This is a genomic window from Nocardia exalbida NBRC 100660 (assembly GCF_000308575.1).
GTDB lineage: Bacteria > Actinomycetota > Actinomycetes > Mycobacteriales > Mycobacteriaceae > Nocardia > Nocardia exalbida.
Genome location: NZ_BAFZ01000025.1, coordinates 118,886 through 134,554 on the forward strand (window position 1 = coordinate 118,886; position 15,669 = coordinate 134,554).

16 protein-coding genes are annotated in these 15,669 nt (G+C 69.7%); 8 read left to right on the top strand and 8 right to left on the bottom strand.

Annotated elements, in window-relative coordinates:
* Positions 1 to 26: 26 nt before the first annotated feature.
* A complete protein-coding gene (gene sdhC, locus ON29_RS05415) occupies positions 27 to 425 on the bottom strand; it encodes a succinate dehydrogenase, cytochrome b556 subunit (RefSeq protein ID WP_083863252.1) in 399 nt (132 codons plus the stop codon).
* Between the two features lie 275 nt (positions 426 to 700).
* On the opposite strand from sdhC, the gene ON29_RS05420 reads away from it, so the two are divergent.
* The 4 genes from ON29_RS05420 (at position 701) to ON29_RS05435 (ending at position 4,543) form a co-directional block, all read left to right on the top strand.
* The gene (locus tag ON29_RS05420) at positions 701 to 1,102 is read left to right on the top strand and encodes a cytidine deaminase (RefSeq protein ID WP_040865020.1); all 402 of its coding nucleotides are present in this window, start codon (positions 701 to 703) and stop codon (positions 1,100 to 1,102) included.
* 78 nt (positions 1,103 to 1,180) lie between these two features.
* Positions 1,181 to 2,470 carry a thymidine phosphorylase gene (locus ON29_RS05425; protein WP_040865021.1) on the top strand — a complete coding sequence of 430 codons (1,290 nt, stop codon included), beginning with the start codon at positions 1,181 to 1,183 and terminating at the stop codon, positions 2,468 to 2,470.
* Positions 2,471 to 2,704: 234 nt separating this feature from the next.
* On the top strand, positions 2,705 to 3,802 hold the full coding sequence (locus ON29_RS05430; protein WP_040865022.1) for an adenosine deaminase: 1,098 nt from the start codon (positions 2,705 to 2,707) through the stop codon (positions 3,800 to 3,802).
* Positions 3,803 to 3,886: 84 nt separating this feature from the next.
* Positions 3,887 to 4,543 (top strand): hypothetical protein, encoded by a 657-nt coding sequence (locus ON29_RS05435; RefSeq protein WP_051174890.1) that lies wholly within the window; start codon positions 3,887 to 3,889, stop codon positions 4,541 to 4,543.
* Here ON29_RS05435 and ON29_RS05440 read toward each other — a convergent pair whose 3' ends face one another.
* The 5 genes from ON29_RS05440 to ON29_RS05460 are packed head-to-tail and all read right to left on the bottom strand — an operon-like array spanning position 4,544 to position 7,961.
* Entirely contained in the window at positions 4,544 to 5,803 is a 1,260-nt protein-coding gene (locus ON29_RS05440; RefSeq protein ID WP_040865023.1) for a SatS C-terminal domain-containing protein, read from the bottom strand.
* Between the two features lie 26 nt (positions 5,804 to 5,829).
* Positions 5,830 to 6,177 (bottom strand): YbaB/EbfC family nucleoid-associated protein, encoded by a 348-nt coding sequence (locus tag ON29_RS05445; protein WP_040865024.1) that lies wholly within the window; start codon positions 6,175 to 6,177, stop codon positions 5,830 to 5,832.
* Complete coding sequence (locus ON29_RS05450) at positions 6,174 to 6,515, bottom strand: hypothetical protein (RefSeq protein ID WP_040865025.1); 342 nt, start codon at positions 6,513 to 6,515, stop codon at positions 6,174 to 6,176. The genes ON29_RS05445 and ON29_RS05450 overlap by 4 nt, the downstream gene beginning before the upstream one ends.
* On the bottom strand, positions 6,512 to 7,621 hold the full coding sequence (locus ON29_RS05455; RefSeq protein ID WP_040865026.1) for a C40 family peptidase: 1,110 nt from the start codon (positions 7,619 to 7,621) through the stop codon (positions 6,512 to 6,514). The genes ON29_RS05450 and ON29_RS05455 overlap by 4 nt, the downstream gene beginning before the upstream one ends.
* Positions 7,622 to 7,625: 4 nt before the next feature.
* Positions 7,626 to 7,961, bottom strand: a complete 336-nt coding sequence (locus ON29_RS05460; protein WP_245548828.1) for a type VII secretion target — start codon at positions 7,959 to 7,961, stop codon at positions 7,626 to 7,628.
* Between the two features lie 131 nt (positions 7,962 to 8,092).
* Here ON29_RS05460 and upp point away from each other — a divergent pair, with 131 nt between their 5' ends.
* Positions 8,093 to 8,716 carry a uracil phosphoribosyltransferase gene (upp, locus tag ON29_RS05465; protein WP_040865027.1) on the top strand — a complete coding sequence of 208 codons (624 nt, stop codon included), beginning with the start codon at positions 8,093 to 8,095 and terminating at the stop codon, positions 8,714 to 8,716.
* A gap of 18 nt (positions 8,717 to 8,734) precedes the next feature.
* On the opposite strand, the gene ON29_RS05470 is transcribed toward upp, so the two are convergent.
* Together ON29_RS05470 and ON29_RS05475 are read right to left on the bottom strand one after the other, a co-directional pair.
* Entirely contained in the window at positions 8,735 to 10,231 is a 1,497-nt protein-coding gene (locus tag ON29_RS05470; RefSeq protein WP_040865028.1) for a phospho-sugar mutase, read from the bottom strand.
* Positions 10,232 to 11,011 (bottom strand): purine-nucleoside phosphorylase, encoded by a 780-nt coding sequence (locus tag ON29_RS05475; RefSeq protein ID WP_083863257.1) that lies wholly within the window; start codon positions 11,009 to 11,011, stop codon positions 10,232 to 10,234. It abuts the gene before it with no gap.
* A 625-nt stretch (positions 11,012 to 11,636) separates the two neighbouring features.
* Here ON29_RS05475 and ON29_RS05485 point away from each other — a divergent pair.
* From ON29_RS05485 to ON29_RS05495, 3 genes are all read left to right on the top strand, one after another.
* A complete protein-coding gene (locus ON29_RS05485; RefSeq protein WP_040865031.1) occupies positions 11,637 to 12,341 on the top strand; it encodes an enoyl-CoA hydratase-related protein in 705 nt (234 codons plus the stop codon).
* Positions 12,342 to 12,935: 594 nt separating this feature from the next.
* Positions 12,936 to 14,177, top strand: a complete 1,242-nt coding sequence (locus ON29_RS05490) for a M20 family metallopeptidase (RefSeq protein ID WP_083863253.1) — start codon at positions 12,936 to 12,938, stop codon at positions 14,175 to 14,177.
* A 116-nt stretch (positions 14,178 to 14,293) separates the two neighbouring features.
* A complete protein-coding gene (locus tag ON29_RS05495) occupies positions 14,294 to 15,436 on the top strand; it encodes a M20 family metallopeptidase (protein ID WP_373283849.1) in 1,143 nt (380 codons plus the stop codon).
* Positions 15,437 to 15,669 lie beyond the last annotated feature (233 nt).

Below are 15,669 nucleotides of genomic sequence, written 5' to 3' on the forward strand. Positions count from 1 at the left end.
GGGTCGCTCGCTTCGCTCGCTCATTATCAGTGCTCCGTGAACAGGTAGAAGAACTGGCGCCCGATCGCGGGAACGGCCAGCAGGAACCAGATCGCGAGAATGATCCAGAGCATCAGGCGCTGGTACTTCGGGCCCTTGGACCAGAAGTCCACCAGGATCACGCGGACGCCGTTGAGCGCGTGGAACAGGACGACGACGACCAGGCCCATCTCCATCAACGCCACGATGGGCGTCTTGTAGGTCTCGATCGCTTCGTTGTAGGTGTCCGGGCTCACCCGCACCAGGGCGGTGTCCAGTACGTGAACGAAGAGGAAGAAGAAGATGGTGACCCCGGTGATCCGGTGCAGCGCCCACGACCACATTCCGGGGTCGCCTCGGTACAGCGTCTTCCGCTTCGGCTGGGCCGGAGCTTCAATCGTGGTCATAGAGTGCGGTGCCTCCAACGTCGTTGATGGACCCGGTCGCAGGTCCGACGCCGACGGCGTGGCGGGCGAATGCCCAGGTGGCTGTACTCCGGCCCGTCGCAGGAACCTGAACCGATCTGTTCTGGACTCTAATCCTCCAGCAATCCCGGAACTAATTCGGCGTACCGTGCGTTGCGCGACAGTCGATCGGGTTAGGCTTACCTTTCTTGATGTGTGCGGGGTTCCGTCGTGGCCCTTGCGCGGCCGTGATCGGGCCGGTCCGAGAGAGGTTCCCCATGCCGGAAATCGACTGGAAACTGCTGCGTGACAATGCATTTCGAGTTATGCGAAACGCCTATGCGCCGTACTCGCGGTTTCCGGTCGGCGCCGCGGCTCTCAGCGCCGACGGTCGCATGGTGAGCGGTTGCAATGTGGAGAATGTCTCATATGGATTAGGCCTGTGTGCCGAATGTGTACTCATCGGTAACTTGATTTCGGGCGGCGGGGGGCGTCTGGTGGCCGTCTCGGTGACCGATTCTCGCGGCGAAATCCTGATGCCCTGCGGTCGCTGCCGCCAATTGCTCCACGAGCACGGCGGGGCCGATCTCCTGGTCGATCACAAGGCCGGTGCGGTGCCGTTGCGCGCACTGCTGCCGGACGCGTTCGGGCCGGACGATTTGGACGCCGGGCGAAGGTAGCGGCATCCCGGCGGGCCCGCGTTTCCATCCCATCGGCGAGAACCCGGGTGCACGTCGGCTCGTGCCAAACTGGCCACCGTGACGGCACTCGACGCGGTTTCGATCATCACCACCAAGCGGGACGGCGGCGAGCTGTCGGACGCGCAGATCGACTGGGTGGTCGACGGGTTCACCCGCGGCACGGTGGCCGACGAGCAGATGTCCGCGCTGGCCATGGCGATCGTCTGGCGGGGGATGACCCGGCGCGAGACGGCGCGGTGGACCGCCGCCATGATCGCTTCCGGGCGGCGCATGGATCTCGTGGGCCTGCCGCGCCCCACCGTGGACAAGCACTCGACCGGCGGCGTCGGCGACAAGATCACGCTGCCGCTGGCTCCGCTGGTCGCCGCGTGCGGCGCCGCGGTGCCGCAGTTGTCCGGGCGCGGCCTCGGTCATACCGGCGGCACGCTGGACAAGCTGGAGTCCATCCCCGGCTGGCAGGCGGACGTGCCGGCGTCGCGGATGCGTGACCTGCTGGCCGACCCGGCCGTCGGGGCGGTGATCTGCGCGGCAGGCGCCGACCTCGCGCCCGCGGACCGGCGGCTCTACGCCCTGCGCGACGTCACCGGCACGGTCGAGTCGATCCCGCTGATCGCCAGCTCGATCATGAGCAAGAAGATCGCCGAGGGCACCGCGGCGCTGCTGCTCGACGTCAAGGTCGGCTCCGGAGCGTTCCTGAAGACACTCGACGGGGCGCGCGAGTTGGCGACCGCGATGGTCGAACTCGGCGCCGACGCGGGCGTCCGGACGGTCGCGCTGCTCACCGCCATGGACACTCCGCTCGGCCGTACCGCGGGCAATGCCCTGGAGGTCGCGGAATCGGTGGAGGTGCTGGCGGGCGGCGGTCCCGAAGACGTCGTCGAGCTGACCATCGCCTTGGCTCGCGAGATGGTCGCGCTGGCCGGGCTCGATAGCGACCCCGCCGATGCGCTGGCCGACGGCCGGGCGATGGATCACTGGCGCGCGATGATCAGCGCCCAGGGCGGCGACCCGGACGCCCCGCTGCCCACCGCGAAGCACACCGAGATCGTGCGCGCCGACGCCGACGGCACGCTGACCCGGCTCGACGCGCTGAGCGTCGGTATCGCCGCCTGGCGTCTCGGCGCGGGCCGGGCACGTCAGGGCGATCCGGTGCAGTCCGGCGCGGGCATCGAGATGCACGCCAAACCGGGCGCTACCGTCAGCGCGGGCCAGCCGCTGCTCACCCTGCATACCGACACCCCCGAGGCCTTCACCGGCGCCATGGCAGCCCTGCGCGACGCCGTCACCATCGAGGCAACTGCCGCGCCCGGTCCAGCCGCGCTGATCCTCGACCGCATCGAATCCTGAACTGTCCGCGGTAACCCAGCGGGCGGCGCGGGGCGCGTGTGTGCCTGCGCCGCCGGATCACGGGGGGAGCGCCGGACCGCATGCCCGCGCGAGGGTGGAAGCTGCGCGCACAGCATGTGCGCGGCGAACCGAGCGGTATCCGGTCGTGGTCCGGCCCGCATCCGGCGGGCAACGAGATGGTTGCCACGGCCGGACTCGGCTGCCGTTTCGGCGCGCTGCGGCTACCGTCGATACATGACTGGACCGATGCCTCTGACTCTCGCCTCGATCCGCCAAGCGCCGAAAGCGCTGCTGCACGATCACCTCGACGGTGGCTTGCGGCCCGCGACGGTGCTCGAACTCGCCGCGCACAGCGGCTACGAGGACCTACCCGCCACCGACGAGGCGTCGCTGGCGGCCTGGTTCCGTGACGCGGCCGACAGCGGATCGCTGGAACGCTACCTGGAGACCTTCGCGCACACCGTCGCCGTGATGCAGACCCCGGAGGGGCTGCGCCGGGTCGCCCGCGAATGCGCCGAGGATCTCGCCGCCGACGGCGTCGTCTACGCGGAGGTGCGCTTCGCCCCCGAACAGCACTTGGAACGCGGCCTGACACTGGACGAGGTGGTCGAGCACACGCTGGCCGGATTCCGCGAAGGCGAGGCGGCGGCCGCGGAGCGCGGACATCCGATCGTGGTGACCTGCCTGCTCACCGCGATGCGGCACGCGGCGCGCTCGCGGGAGATCGCGGAACTGACCGTGCGCTTCCGTGATCGCGGAGTGGGCGGCTTCGACATCGCGGGCGCGGAAGCCGGTTACCCGCCCAGCAGACACCTCGACGCGTTCGAGTACATGCGTGCCAACAGCGCGCACTTCACCATCCACGCGGGCGAGGCCTTCGGCCTGCCGTCGATTCACGAGGCGCTCGCGTTCTGCGGCTGCGACCGGCTCGGCCACGGCGTGCGGATCACCGACGACATCAGCGTGCCCGGCGCGGTCGAGGACGCAGAGCTCGGGCTGGTCGCCAACTATGTCCGGGACATGCGCATCCCGCTGGAGCTGTGTCCGTCGTCGAACGTACAGACCGGCGCGGTGCCCTCGCTGGACAAGCACCCGTTCGACCTGCTGGCCCGCCTGCGCTTCCGCGTCACGGTGAACACCGACAACCGGCTGATGAGCGACACCAGCATGAGCCAGGAGATGCTCAAGCTGGTCGAGACGTTCGGTTATGGCTGGAGTGATCTGGAGCGATTCACCATCAACGCCATGAAGTCGGCGTTCATCCCGTTCCCCGAGCGGCTGCGGATCATCGACGACATCATCAAGCCCGGATACGCGGTGCTCATCGGCTAGGGCGGCGCGCGTCCTACGGGCACGCGACAGCGTCGGCTGCGAGGTGCGGCGCCCGCCCGGCTACCGGTTCGCTAGCGTGGCGACATGGCGACCCTGCGCATATCCCGCCGGTTCAACGGACCACCCGGCTCCGGCAACGGTGGCTACGTGGCCGGTCTGCTCGCCGCCCAGCGCGACGAGCGGACGGTCACCATCATCCTGCGCAGCCCACCGCCGCTGGAGACGCCCCTCGACGTGCGGGCCGAACGGCTCTACGACGGTGACACGCTGATCGCCGAGTCCGAGAGCGGCGAACTCGAACGCGACGCCCCGGGGCGTGTCCCGTTCACCGATGCGACCGAGGCAGCGCGCAGCTACACCGGCATCGAGATCTTCGCGTCCTGCTTCGTCTGCGGCAGTGGCCGGGCGGACGGGCTGCGCATCGAACCCGGCCGGGTCGACGAGCACCGAGTGGCCGCGCCATGGGTACCCGACGACACCATGCCGCTGGGGCCGCCGCTGCTGTGGGCCGCGATGGACTGCCCCGGCGGTTGGTCGCTACCCGGCATGCTGGAACGTCCCGCTCTGCTCGGCTCGATGACCGCCACCGTGCACGACATCCCCGAAGTCGACGAGCGCTGCGTCGTCGTGGGCGAGTTCCACCGCGAGCAGGGACGCAAATGCTGGGCCTCGACCGCGGTCTACGGCGCCGACGAACGCCTGCTCGGACAGGCCGAGCAGGTCTGGATCCGGCTGCCCTAGTTACTGCTTGTCGAGCCGGGACTCCAGGTTGCGTTCCAATTCGCGCCAGGCCTGGGCCTCCGCGGTGAACGGCGGGTTGGGCGCCAACCGGGTGGGGTCGGGGTTCAGCAGGTAGGAGACGTACCAGCCGAGCGGGGTGGACTGGGCCAGGGCCTGCTCCACCGTGTCGTCGTCGGCGTAGTCGGCGGCGTCGGTGAACAGCTCTACCGCCAGATCGAGCTGTTCGATGTCGACCGCCTCGGGGCCTTCGGCCAAGTCCTCGGCCAAGCCGGGCAGCACGTAGACGTTCTCGTCGGTTACCTCGACCTCCAATGAGCCGTCCACCGCCGCGGTCTGCACGTCGGCGAAGGTGCTCACGCGGGCCAAGTCGTGCTCGTGGTCGTCGGCGAGATAGCGGGCCAGCGCGCGCTCGGAGGAGAACACCGTGATCGAGCCCCTGGAACCGAGGAAGATCGGCTCGTCGTCGAGGTAACAGCGCAGGGTGAAGACGCTGCCTTCGGACGTGACGATCTTGACCGGGTCGATGCCGACCTCGTGCCAGAACGATTCGTCTTCGTCCTCGTCTTCCTCGTCGTCCTCTTCCGCGTCGAGGTCGACGGGCTCGAACTCCTCCTCCTCGTCGCTGTCGGCGGCGTCATCGGCGTCGACCACGTTCTCCTCGGCGGCCAGCAGTTCGGCCTCGGCGACCGCGACCGCCTCGGCGTCGACCTCGGGCGTCTGCACGACGGAGTCGATGGCGTCCAGGACGTCGTCCCAGCCCTTGGCGATGGCGGCGCCGATCTGGTCCCACAGCTCCTCGCCGTCGCGACCGACGAACGCGCTCACGCCGCCGGGCAGCGCGCCGAGCACCGGATGGGAACCGAAGAATTTGGTGACCGTCTCGAGTTCGCACACCTCGCCGATGTTGCGCACCATGCCGAGGGTGTCCTCCAGCTCGGCGACGCTGTCGACGTCGGGTTCGCCCGCCGCCAGCTCCGGCACCGCGACCAGATCGAAGGTGAAGTTCTCCTCCGGTTCCAGTTCGACCGCCGAGAGACCCGCGACGACCTTCCAGGCCGGATGGTCCACGAGGTCGTTATCGGCGTTGGTGCGGATGAAGGCGGCCAGCTCCGCCACGGACTCGAAACCGTAGAGGGCGTCCTCGTGACCGAGGAACGCCTCCCACTCGTCGTCACCGTCTCGCCAACGCGGTGCCCACAGGGTGACGAGATCGCCGTCGGTCAGGCCGAGCTCGATCGGGACGATGTCTCCAGAAGCCATGTGCGGAAGCCTATCGACCTTCCGCGTCAGGCACTATCCGGCCCGCCCCCATTCGTGCCCGCGGGCGGCTGCGCGGCGGGGACGAACGACTCGTTCAGTGTCGCAACGACCTTGGATCGCTGCGCTCCGGCGTCCTCGGCGGCCTGTCTGCAGGCCCAGACGATCAACTGCCCGACCTCGGCCGGCGGCAGCGATGTGACCGATTCCGCCAAGCTCAGGCCGACCAGTGCGCCGTCGCTGTTCACCTCGACGCTCACCGCGCCGTCCTCGGAGGTCCACCGCCCGCGCACCTGCTTCAACCCGTACAGCGCGGCTTCCAGCGCCTCCAGTTTCTGGGTGGCCGCCGCGACAAGGGCGTCCATTTCCGCACTCATACCGGCCTCATCCAGGTCGTCGGTCCCGTGTCCGCGTCGTCGATCCGGTCCAGCTCGTCCACCGCCTGCTGGCGGGTGGGCAGACCGAGCCGGTCGAGGATGTCCGAGGGCATGCCCGACTCGGCGAGCAGTTCGCGCCGCCGCGCCCGCGCCGCGATGGCGGAACGCTGGGTGAGCCGCAGGATCTCGTTGGCGAGCGACTGTGCGCCGTAACGGTATTCGCTGCGCTCGAACTTGATCTCGACCGGCATGCCCTGATCGGTCGCGCGCACCGAGATGGTGCCCGACCGGTTGCTGCTGGCCGCCACCGTGACGTTGGGAACCGGCGGTCGGGTCATGCCGTCGGCCTGTAGAAACCGTAGAAGTCCATGCCTGAGTTCTCCGTTCGAATCGAGCTGATCTGGACCGGGTCACCCGCCTCGACCAACTGGCCGTTCCCGATCACCATGGCCACATGGCCGTCCCAGATCGCGAGGTCGCCGGGCATCAGATCACCGGCCGACACCGGTGTGGCCCCGTTGCCCTGGTCGCACGCGAGCCGGGGCAGGTCGACGCCCGCCTCGCCATAGGCGTACTTGGTGAGCCCGCTGCAATCCAATCCCGCGCCCGGGCTGTTGCCGCCCCAGACATAGGGCGTGCCCACCGCGCCGATCGCCGACCGGACCGCCGTGGCGGCCTGTTCGTTGGGTGCCTCCACCACGCTGCCGTCGGGCAGCGTGATCTTCACGCCCTTGCCGTCGTCGGGCGTGCCCGACGAACCGGTGTCCGGTTTGGGGGTGCCCGTCGTGCCGGGCGTGCCGCGGGAACCGCGTGAGGACTGCGACTGCAGCGGTGTGGCCATCGCGGTGCTCAGAAAAGAGCCCGCACCGTTGAGCACGCCGGACGCGGCGGACGCCGCCTGTTGCACGCCCGCGGCGGGGACACCGGCCAGTGCCGGGGTGGTCGGCGGCGGGGTGAGGTCGTTCATCGACGCGGTGTGCGTCTGCAATTCGTTCTGGACCCGGCCCACGACGTTGAGGGCCTGGTTGAGATGGTCGATCGCGGAGCCGACGAGCACCGTCAGACCTTCCGGCGTCGCCAGGACCGGCCCCATGCTCGCCGCGGTGCTCACGAAGGACTGCGCGATGTCGGTGAGATCCTTCTGGCCCGTCTCGACCTCGCCCGCGGCCTGGTTCACGACCGTCGCCATCTCGTTGCCACGATCGGAGATGGTGGCCGCGGAGGTCTGCACGCGCAGCGCCTTGGCGGTGGCCGCGTCGGCCGCGCGACCGTCCCACGCGGCGTTCATCCCGTTGATGCTGTCGCGGCCCATCTGGTGGATCTGGTCGACCACCGACGAGGTGCTGCGCAGCGCGTCGGTGGGACCGCCCGCGGGCAGCACGCCGCTGCCGAAGCTGGCGAGCAGGTCGAGGATCGGTTGCGCCAGTGCGTTGACATCGATCACAGGCTCACTCCACCTCGGTGGCCGCGTTCCGCAGCGCGCTCGCGTGGGTGGCGTCGGTCTCGGCGAGGACGGTCGCCGCGCCGGTGGCCGCGCCACCCATGCTGGTCAGCACTGCCGAGAGCTGGCCGATCGCGGCGACGTGCCCGGCGTGCGCCGCGGCGTAGGCCGCCATGAAGTCACCGCCGATCAGTCCCATGATCGGGCCCAGCAGCGCGGGCTCCGCGGCCGCGGCGCTCACCCCGGCCGCCGCCATCTCACCCGCCATGACGTGAGCGGTCGCGCCGTAGGCCGCAATGCCTTCGGTGTCCGCCGACATCTTCCGCATCAGAGCTTCCCCCATCTGTTGTTCCCAGGCAGAGTACGTCATCCACTTGGTTCGACGCGCGCTGTTCCGGTTCGGTTCCGCCGCTTCGGAAAAAAAAGTCCGGTGGCATCCGGCGGCGCACCCGCAACCGACTTTATCGTTCCCTCATGCGCACCCTCACCGTGGACCATCCACTCGTCGCCGCCCTGCTCACCACGATGCGGGACGAGCGAACGGCCAATCCGGCTTTCCGTGCCGCACTACGTGATCTGACCGGCATCCTGATCTACGAGGCGCTGCGCGACGCGGAGGTCGAGCGCTTCGAGATCACCACGCCGGTCGCTCCCACCGAAGGCATCCGGCTGGCCCATCCGCCGCTGCTGGTTCCGGTGCTGCGCGCCGGGCTCGGCATGATCGACGCGGCCGCCGAGCTGATCCCCGACGCCAGAATCGGGTTCGTCGGTCTCGCTCGCGACGAGGACACCCACCTGCCGGTGCCCTACATGGAGTCGCTGCCCGCCGATCTCGCCGGCCTGCCGGTCTTCGTGCTCGACCCGATGCTGGCCACGGGCGGCTCGATGCGGCACACCTTGCAGCTGCTCGCGGCCCGCGGCGCCACCGACATCACCGCCGTGTGCGTCGTCGCCGCCCCGGAAGGGATTGCGACACTGGAGGACTCGGGATTGCCGGTACGGCTGGTGACCGCCGTCGTGGACTCCGGACTGAACGAGAACGCCTACATCGTGCCCGGTCTCGGCGACGCGGGCGACCGGCAATTCGGCCCGCGCTGAACCCCTGCCGGGCCGCGGTCAGAAGGTCCGGCAGAAGTCGCGCAATGCCGAAAGGCGTTCGCGGGCAGCGGCTCGCGCGGCCGGAAGACCGGCGCGCGAGCCCACCGGTTCGACCACCTCCAGGTAGCACTTGAGCTTCGGCTCGGTACCGGAAGGGCGGACGACAACGCGGGACGAGACACCCTCGAAGATCAGCGCGTCGGTCCGCATCCGGCCCCGGACCCGAAGCTGATCGGTGTATTCGACCGGCTCGCCCGCGATCTCGCGCGGCGGGTGGGCCCGCAATCGCTCGACCACGGCGGCCGCGTCGGTGGCCGAGCCGAGCCGCAGCGACACCTGGTCGCCCGCGTGCAGGCCGAATTCGACCGCGTAGTCGTCGAGTTCGTCGTTCAGGCCGCGGCCGGCGGCCTTCAACCGGGCCACCAGGTCGGCCACCAGGACGGCGGCGGAGATACCGTCCTTGTCGCGGACGGCTGCCGGGTCGACGCAGTGGCCGATCGCCTCCTCATAGGCGTAGACCAAGCCGTCGCCCGCGCGGGCCAGCCACTTGAATCCGGTGAGCGTTTCCGCGTAGCGTCCGCCGCGCGCGGGAGCCAGCTTCGACAGCAGCCGCGAGGACACGATCGTCGTCGCCACCAGCGCATCATCCGGGGCGGTGCGCAGCACACAGTCACCCAGGAGTACGCCGGTCTCGTCGCCGCGCAGCATCCGCCAGGTGCCGTCCGGCCGCGGAATGCCCACCGCGCACCGATCCGCGTCGGGGTCCAGCGCGATCGCCACGTCGGCGCCGACCCGGGCCGCCGTCGCGAGCAGCAGATCGGCCGCGCCGGGTTCCTCCGGGTTCGGGAACGTGACGGTCGGAAAGTCGGGGTCCGGTGCGAATTGCTCCTCGACCACATGGACGTCGGGAAAACCCGCCGCGCGCAGCGCTTCGACGGCGAGGTCACCGCCGACGCCGTGCAGTGGAGTGAGGGCGATCCGGATACCGGCCCGCTCGCCCGGCCCACCGATCCAGGAGGGTATTTCGGCAACGCGGCGGATATAGCGCTGGACCACGTCGTCGTCGGCGGGGACGACCGGCACGCGGTCGATCGGCTCGGTCACCGCCTCGATACAGCGCTCGATCTCGGCGTCGGCCGGGGCGATCAGCTGTGACCCGCCGTCCAGATAGACCTTGTAGCCGTTGTCGGTGGCCGGGTTGTGCGAGGCGGTGATCTGCACGCCCGCGACCGCGCCCAGCTCACGCACCGCGTACGCGACCACCGGCGTTGGCAGCGGACGCGGCAGCAACGTCACCGGAAAGCCCGCCGCGGCGAAGATCTCCGCGGTCGCCGTCGCGAATTCGCCGGAACCGTGCCTGGCGTCGCGGCCGACGACCACCGTGCCGCCGCCGAGACAGCGGTCACGCAGCCACGCAACGATTCCCGCGGTCGCCCTGCTCACGGTGGTGACGTTCATGCCGTCCGGGCCCTCGCGCAGCGGCCCGCGCAGGCCCGCCGTGCCGAAGCGCAGCATCTACACCCGTTCCAGCACGCCGCGCAGCAGTTTGCCGAGGCGCGGAGCCGCGGCATGGCCTTCGGCGAGCACCTCGGCATGGGACAGATGCGCGCCGGTGACGCCCGCGGCCAGGTTGGTGACCAGCGAGATACCGAGCAGGCGCGCACCGAGCGCGCGGCAGGCGATGGCTTCCAGCACCGTGGACATGCCGACCAGATCCGCGCCGATCGTGCGCAGCATCCGGATCTCGGCGGGCGTCTCGTACTGCGGCCCGGTGAGGCCCGCGTAGACACCCTCGGTCAGGCTCGGATCGATCTCCCTGGCCAAATCCCGCAACTCCGGATCCCAGGCGTCGACCAAGTCGACGAAAGTCGCGCCTGCCAGCGGTGTGCGACCGGTCAAGTTGAGATGGTCGCTGATCAGCACCGGCTCACCGACCCGCAGACCGGCCCGGATACCGCCCGCGGCATTGGTCAGCACCACGATCTCCGCGCCCGCCGCCACCGCCGCCGACACCGGATGCACCACATCGGCGGGCCGATACCCCTCGTAGAGATGCTGGCGGCCCATCAACAGCAGCACGTCGTTGTCGTCCACCCGAACGGAATGGAGCACGCCGACATGGCCCTGCGCGGTAGGCGTTCCGAAACCGGGCAACTCCGGCATCGGCACCGACGCCCGCGGCGCCCCGATCTCCGCGGCCGCGTCCTGCCAGCCGGACCCCAGCACCACCGCGACCCGGTGGCGTGACACTCCCGTACGTTCGGCGATCGCCTCGGCGGCCTGTTCGGCAAGCATGATCGTCACCATAGCTGGGTTTGATTTGCCGCGCCTTCGCGCGGCGTGTTCGCGGCCCCCTTATGGCTCGTGTTTGCGCGACCGCCGCTTGCTCCTTCGTCGCCTACGCGACGGCCGCGCAAACGCGAGCCGGGCCGCGAACGGCGCATGCTCGGTCTCGCTTCGCTCGAAACCGGGAGTTGGGGTACGCCGGGCGCGTCGGTGCGCGAGGTTTGGACCTCGTGCACGCGGTTCGTTGTGGTGGGTGGTTGTCCTTTCGACCGGTGATCGGTCGCGGACGTGGCGGACGTGAGCCGGTCCGCGGACGGCGGATGCTCGGTCTTGCTTCGCTCGAAACTGGGGAGTGGAGGTGTGCTGGGGGCGTTGATGTGCGAATTCCTGGCATTGTGCGCGCGGTTTCACCGGCTGGTCGTGAGGTCGATCGGGGCCGTGGCTGTGTACGCGGCGGGTGGGGACTCGGGCGCTGAGTGGACTGTGTGGGGTTGGTCTGCCTTGCGATGAACGGTGCTTTGGTCTCGCTTCGCTCGAACCGGGAGTTGGGGTGCGTTGGGGTCGAGTGGAGGAGTTCCACTAGACCCCTACCCGCGAGTAGGAGTAGCTGTCGGTGCCCGATACGCTGCACGGCATGCCGTATCTGGAACGCCACGGGGAAGTGTTCGTCGTCTACCTCGGCGCCGAGGGACAGACGGACAGCGAGAACCGTTTTCACCCGGACTGGATCGACGCCTTCCACGGGCTGCTGGACGAGGTCGAGAGCTCCGAGGGGCCTGCCGCGCTGGTGACCACCGCGACAGGGAAGTTCTTCAGCAACGGTCTGGACACCGATTGGCTGTTCGGCAATCTGGACAAGATGCACGGTTACCTCGACCGCGTGCACTCGCTCTACACCCGTCTGCTGGCCTTCCCGCTGCCCACCGTCGCGGCGATCAACGGCCATGCCTTCGGAGCGGGCGCCATGCTGGCGACTTCGCACGACTTCCGGGTGATGCGCGCCGATCGCGGCTTCTACTGCCTGCCCGAGGTGCACCTGGGCATGCCCTTCACCATCGGGATGAACGCTCTGCTCACCGAGCGGCTGTCCAACCAGGTCTGTGTGCAGGCGATGACCACCGGCCACCGCTATCCGGCCGACGAGGCGATCGCCGCGGGCATCGCCGACGCCAAGGCCGACGCCCCCGAGTTGCTCGCGACCGCGATCGAGCGGGCCGCGGCACTGGCGAGCAACCGCAAGCCCAACCTCCCCGTGATCAAGCGCGCCCTGCACGCGAAGGCCCTGGCCGGCCTCGCCGTCGCGACCACTCCGGAAAACCTGGCGTTCGCCGCGAGCTGACCCGCCGTCCGCAGACGGCGGAGCCCGTCTCCGCCCGTGCTCAATCCGCTGGCTGCGTCTGCGAGGTAGTCGCTGCGGCACTCATCCGGCCAGCCGCCGCCACGCGGCGAACTACGGGGTAGCGATCCCCGCGATGCCACCCACCCCAGGTGCTTGGCGACGTGTGGGCCGTGTGTGCGCTCGGCGCGCCCATCGGCCCCGGCCTCGGCATCGGCAACCCGCACAACCTCGTGCTTGGCGACGCCTGAACCGCGTATGCACCCCACCTGCCTGTCGGCGGTCCAGCCACCGACTACGACGACGACACCTTGTAAAACGGCGGGCCAGGGTTCGCAGCGGTCACTCCTACGCGCCCAGCGCACCCCAACTCCCGGTTTCGAGCGAAGCGAGACCGAGCATGCGCCGTTCGCGGCCCGGCTCGCGTTTGCGCGGCCGTCGCGTAGGCGACGAAGGAGCAAGCGGCGGTCGCGCAAACGCGAGCCATGAAGGGGCCGCGAACACCCAGCGCCGCAGGCGCTGGCAAAACCAACACAGGGCCGCGAACACCCAGCGCCGAAGGCGCTGGAAAACAAATACAGTGCGAGACTGTGTTGCATGCCACCATCGCGCAGCGGGCGCCGAGAAGCGCAGCACGACGGCAACGCCGTGTGCGAGGTCGACGCTGTCGCTCGCAGTGACGCCGCCATCCGGGCGGCGGCCGCCGAATTGATCGGGCTCTCGCACTCGATTCACGACGAACCCGAGCTGGCATTCGAGGAAACCCGCAGCGTCGCCAAGACCATGGCACCGCTGGCCGAGCGCGGCTTCGAGATCGAGAGCGGGGTCGCCGACCTGCCGACGGCCTTCCGCGCGCGCTATGGCGGCGGGTCGCTGACCGTCGGTCTCTGCGCGGAGTACGACGCACTGCCCGAGATCGGGCACGCCTGCGGGCACAACATCATCGCCGCGGCCGCGGTGGGCGCGGCGCTGGGTCTCGCCGAGGTCGCCGACGCGCTGGATCTCACCGTGCTGGTGTTCGGCACGCCCGCCGAGGAGAGCGGCGGTGGCAAGGTGCTCATGCTGGAGCACGGAGTGTTCGACGACGTCGCGATGGCGATGATGGTGCACCCGGGTCCGCTCGACATCGTCGGCGCCCGCTCGCTGGCTCTGGCCGACGTGTCGGTGGTCTTCCACGGACGGGAGGCGCACGCCAGCGCGGCCCCGGAGCAGGGTCGCAACGCGGGCGACGCGGTGACCGTCGCGCAGGTTGCTCTGGGGTTGCTGCGGCAGCATCTCCTGCCTGGCCAGCAACTACACGGTATAGTCGGCGACGGTGGCGTAGCTCCCAACATCGTGCCCGGACGTGCGGAACTGCTGTATTACCTACGCGCAGTCGACTCCGCATCCCTCGACGATCTGACGCGACGAGCGTCGGCTTGCTTCGAGGCGGGCGCCCTCGCGACCGGCTGCACCCACGAAATCCGGACGCTCGCGCCGACGTATACCGAGCTGACCCCGGATCCGGAATTACTGCTGGCCTATCGCGACCAGCTCACCGGATTGGGACGCGTGCCGCTCGCTCCGGAGTTCGAGGCGCAGCGACCGCTGGGCAGCACCGATATGGGGAACGTCACCAACGTCATTCCGGGCATTCACCCGGTCATCGGCATCGATGCCGGTGGCGCGGTGACACATCAGCCAGGCTTCGCCGCGGCCAGCGTCAACGCCTCGGCGGATCGTGCGGTCCTCGACGGTGCGCTCGCGCTCGCGCGTACCGCAATCGCCGTCGCCCGCGATGACATCCATAGAGACAGGTTGTTGCAACGGCTAGTTCAACGACAGGAGGACATTCGGTGAGCACAACCGGCCGTTCGGCGGCGCAGGCGACGGGCCCGGCAACGGGCGTCCGCGTGGCCACGGAGGGCCCCGGCAGCTCCGCAGCGTCGGAGACCGTGGGATCCGGGCGGAAAGCGGTGGAGTCGTGGCTGGCCGACCACACGGTCGATCTCGTCCAGTGGCGCAGGCACATCCACGCCAACCCGGAACTGTCCCGTACCGAGTTCGGCACGACCGAGTTCGTCTCGGCGTGGCTGACCAAGGCGGGTCTGGCGCCGCAGGTTCTGCCCGGCGGCACCGGCTTGATCTGTGATATCGGACCGGAGGGCCCGCGCATCGGCCTGCGCGCCGACATGGACGCGCTGCCCCTTCAAGAGTTCACCGGACTCCCCTTCGCCTCCACGGTGCCGGGCGTGTCGCACGCGTGCGGCCACGACGCGCACACCACCATCCTGCTCGGCACGGCCCTGGCCTTGGCCGAGGCGCCGGAACTGCCGGTCGGCGTGCGGCTGGTCTTCCAGCCCGCCGAGGAGATCATGCCGGGCGGCGCGATCGACGTGGTCGCCGCCGGTGCGATGACGGGCGTGGAGCGGATCTTCGCGCTGCACTGCGACCCGCGCCTCGAGGTGGGCCGGATCGGCATCCGCGTGGGCGCGATCACCTCCGCCGCCGACACCATCGAGCTGGTGCTCGACTCGCCGGGCGGCCACACCTCCCGTCCGCACCTGACCAGTGACCTGGTCTACGCGATCGGCTCGGTCATCACCGGCCTGCCCGGCCTGCTCAGCCGCCGCATCGATCCGCGCACCAGCACCGTGATGGTGTGGGGCGCGGTGAGCGCGGGGAAGGCGCCCAACGCCATTCCGCAGACCGGCATGCTCACCGGCACCATCCGTACCGGAGATCACGGCACCTGGTCGTTGCTGGAGCCGATGGTGCGCGAGATCGTCGACGGCCTGCTGGCCCCGACGGGAGTGCGCTACCAGCTGAACTACCGGCGCGGCGTGCCCCCTGTGGTCAACGACGAGCATTCCACCCGCATCTTCGAGGACGCGATCCGCGCGCTCGGCCCAGACGCGCTGGCCGACACCCCGCAGTCCGGCGGCGGCGAGGACTTCTCCTGGTACCTGGAGAAGGTGCCGGGCGCGATGGCGCGCCTGGGCGTCTGGTCCGGCGAGGGTGAACAGCTGGATCTGCACCAGCCGACCTTCGACATCGATGAGCGGGCGCTCGCGGTCGGCGTCCGGGTGCTGAGCAATCTCGTGCTCGGCTCTGTCTGATTTCCAGCGCCTGCGGCGCTGGGTGTTCGCGGCCCCTTTGTGGCTCGCGTCCGAGCGGGCGAGACTCGCGCCTGCGGCGCATGCGCTTCGCCCACTCGGACGCGAGCCGGGCCGCGAACGGTGCTCGATGGCCTCGCACTCAACGGGGCTGTGAGTGCGACAGCGGCCGGGCCGCGAATGGTGCTCGATGGCTCGCGCCCGATGGGCTTGGAACGCGCCAGCGGCAGGGCCGA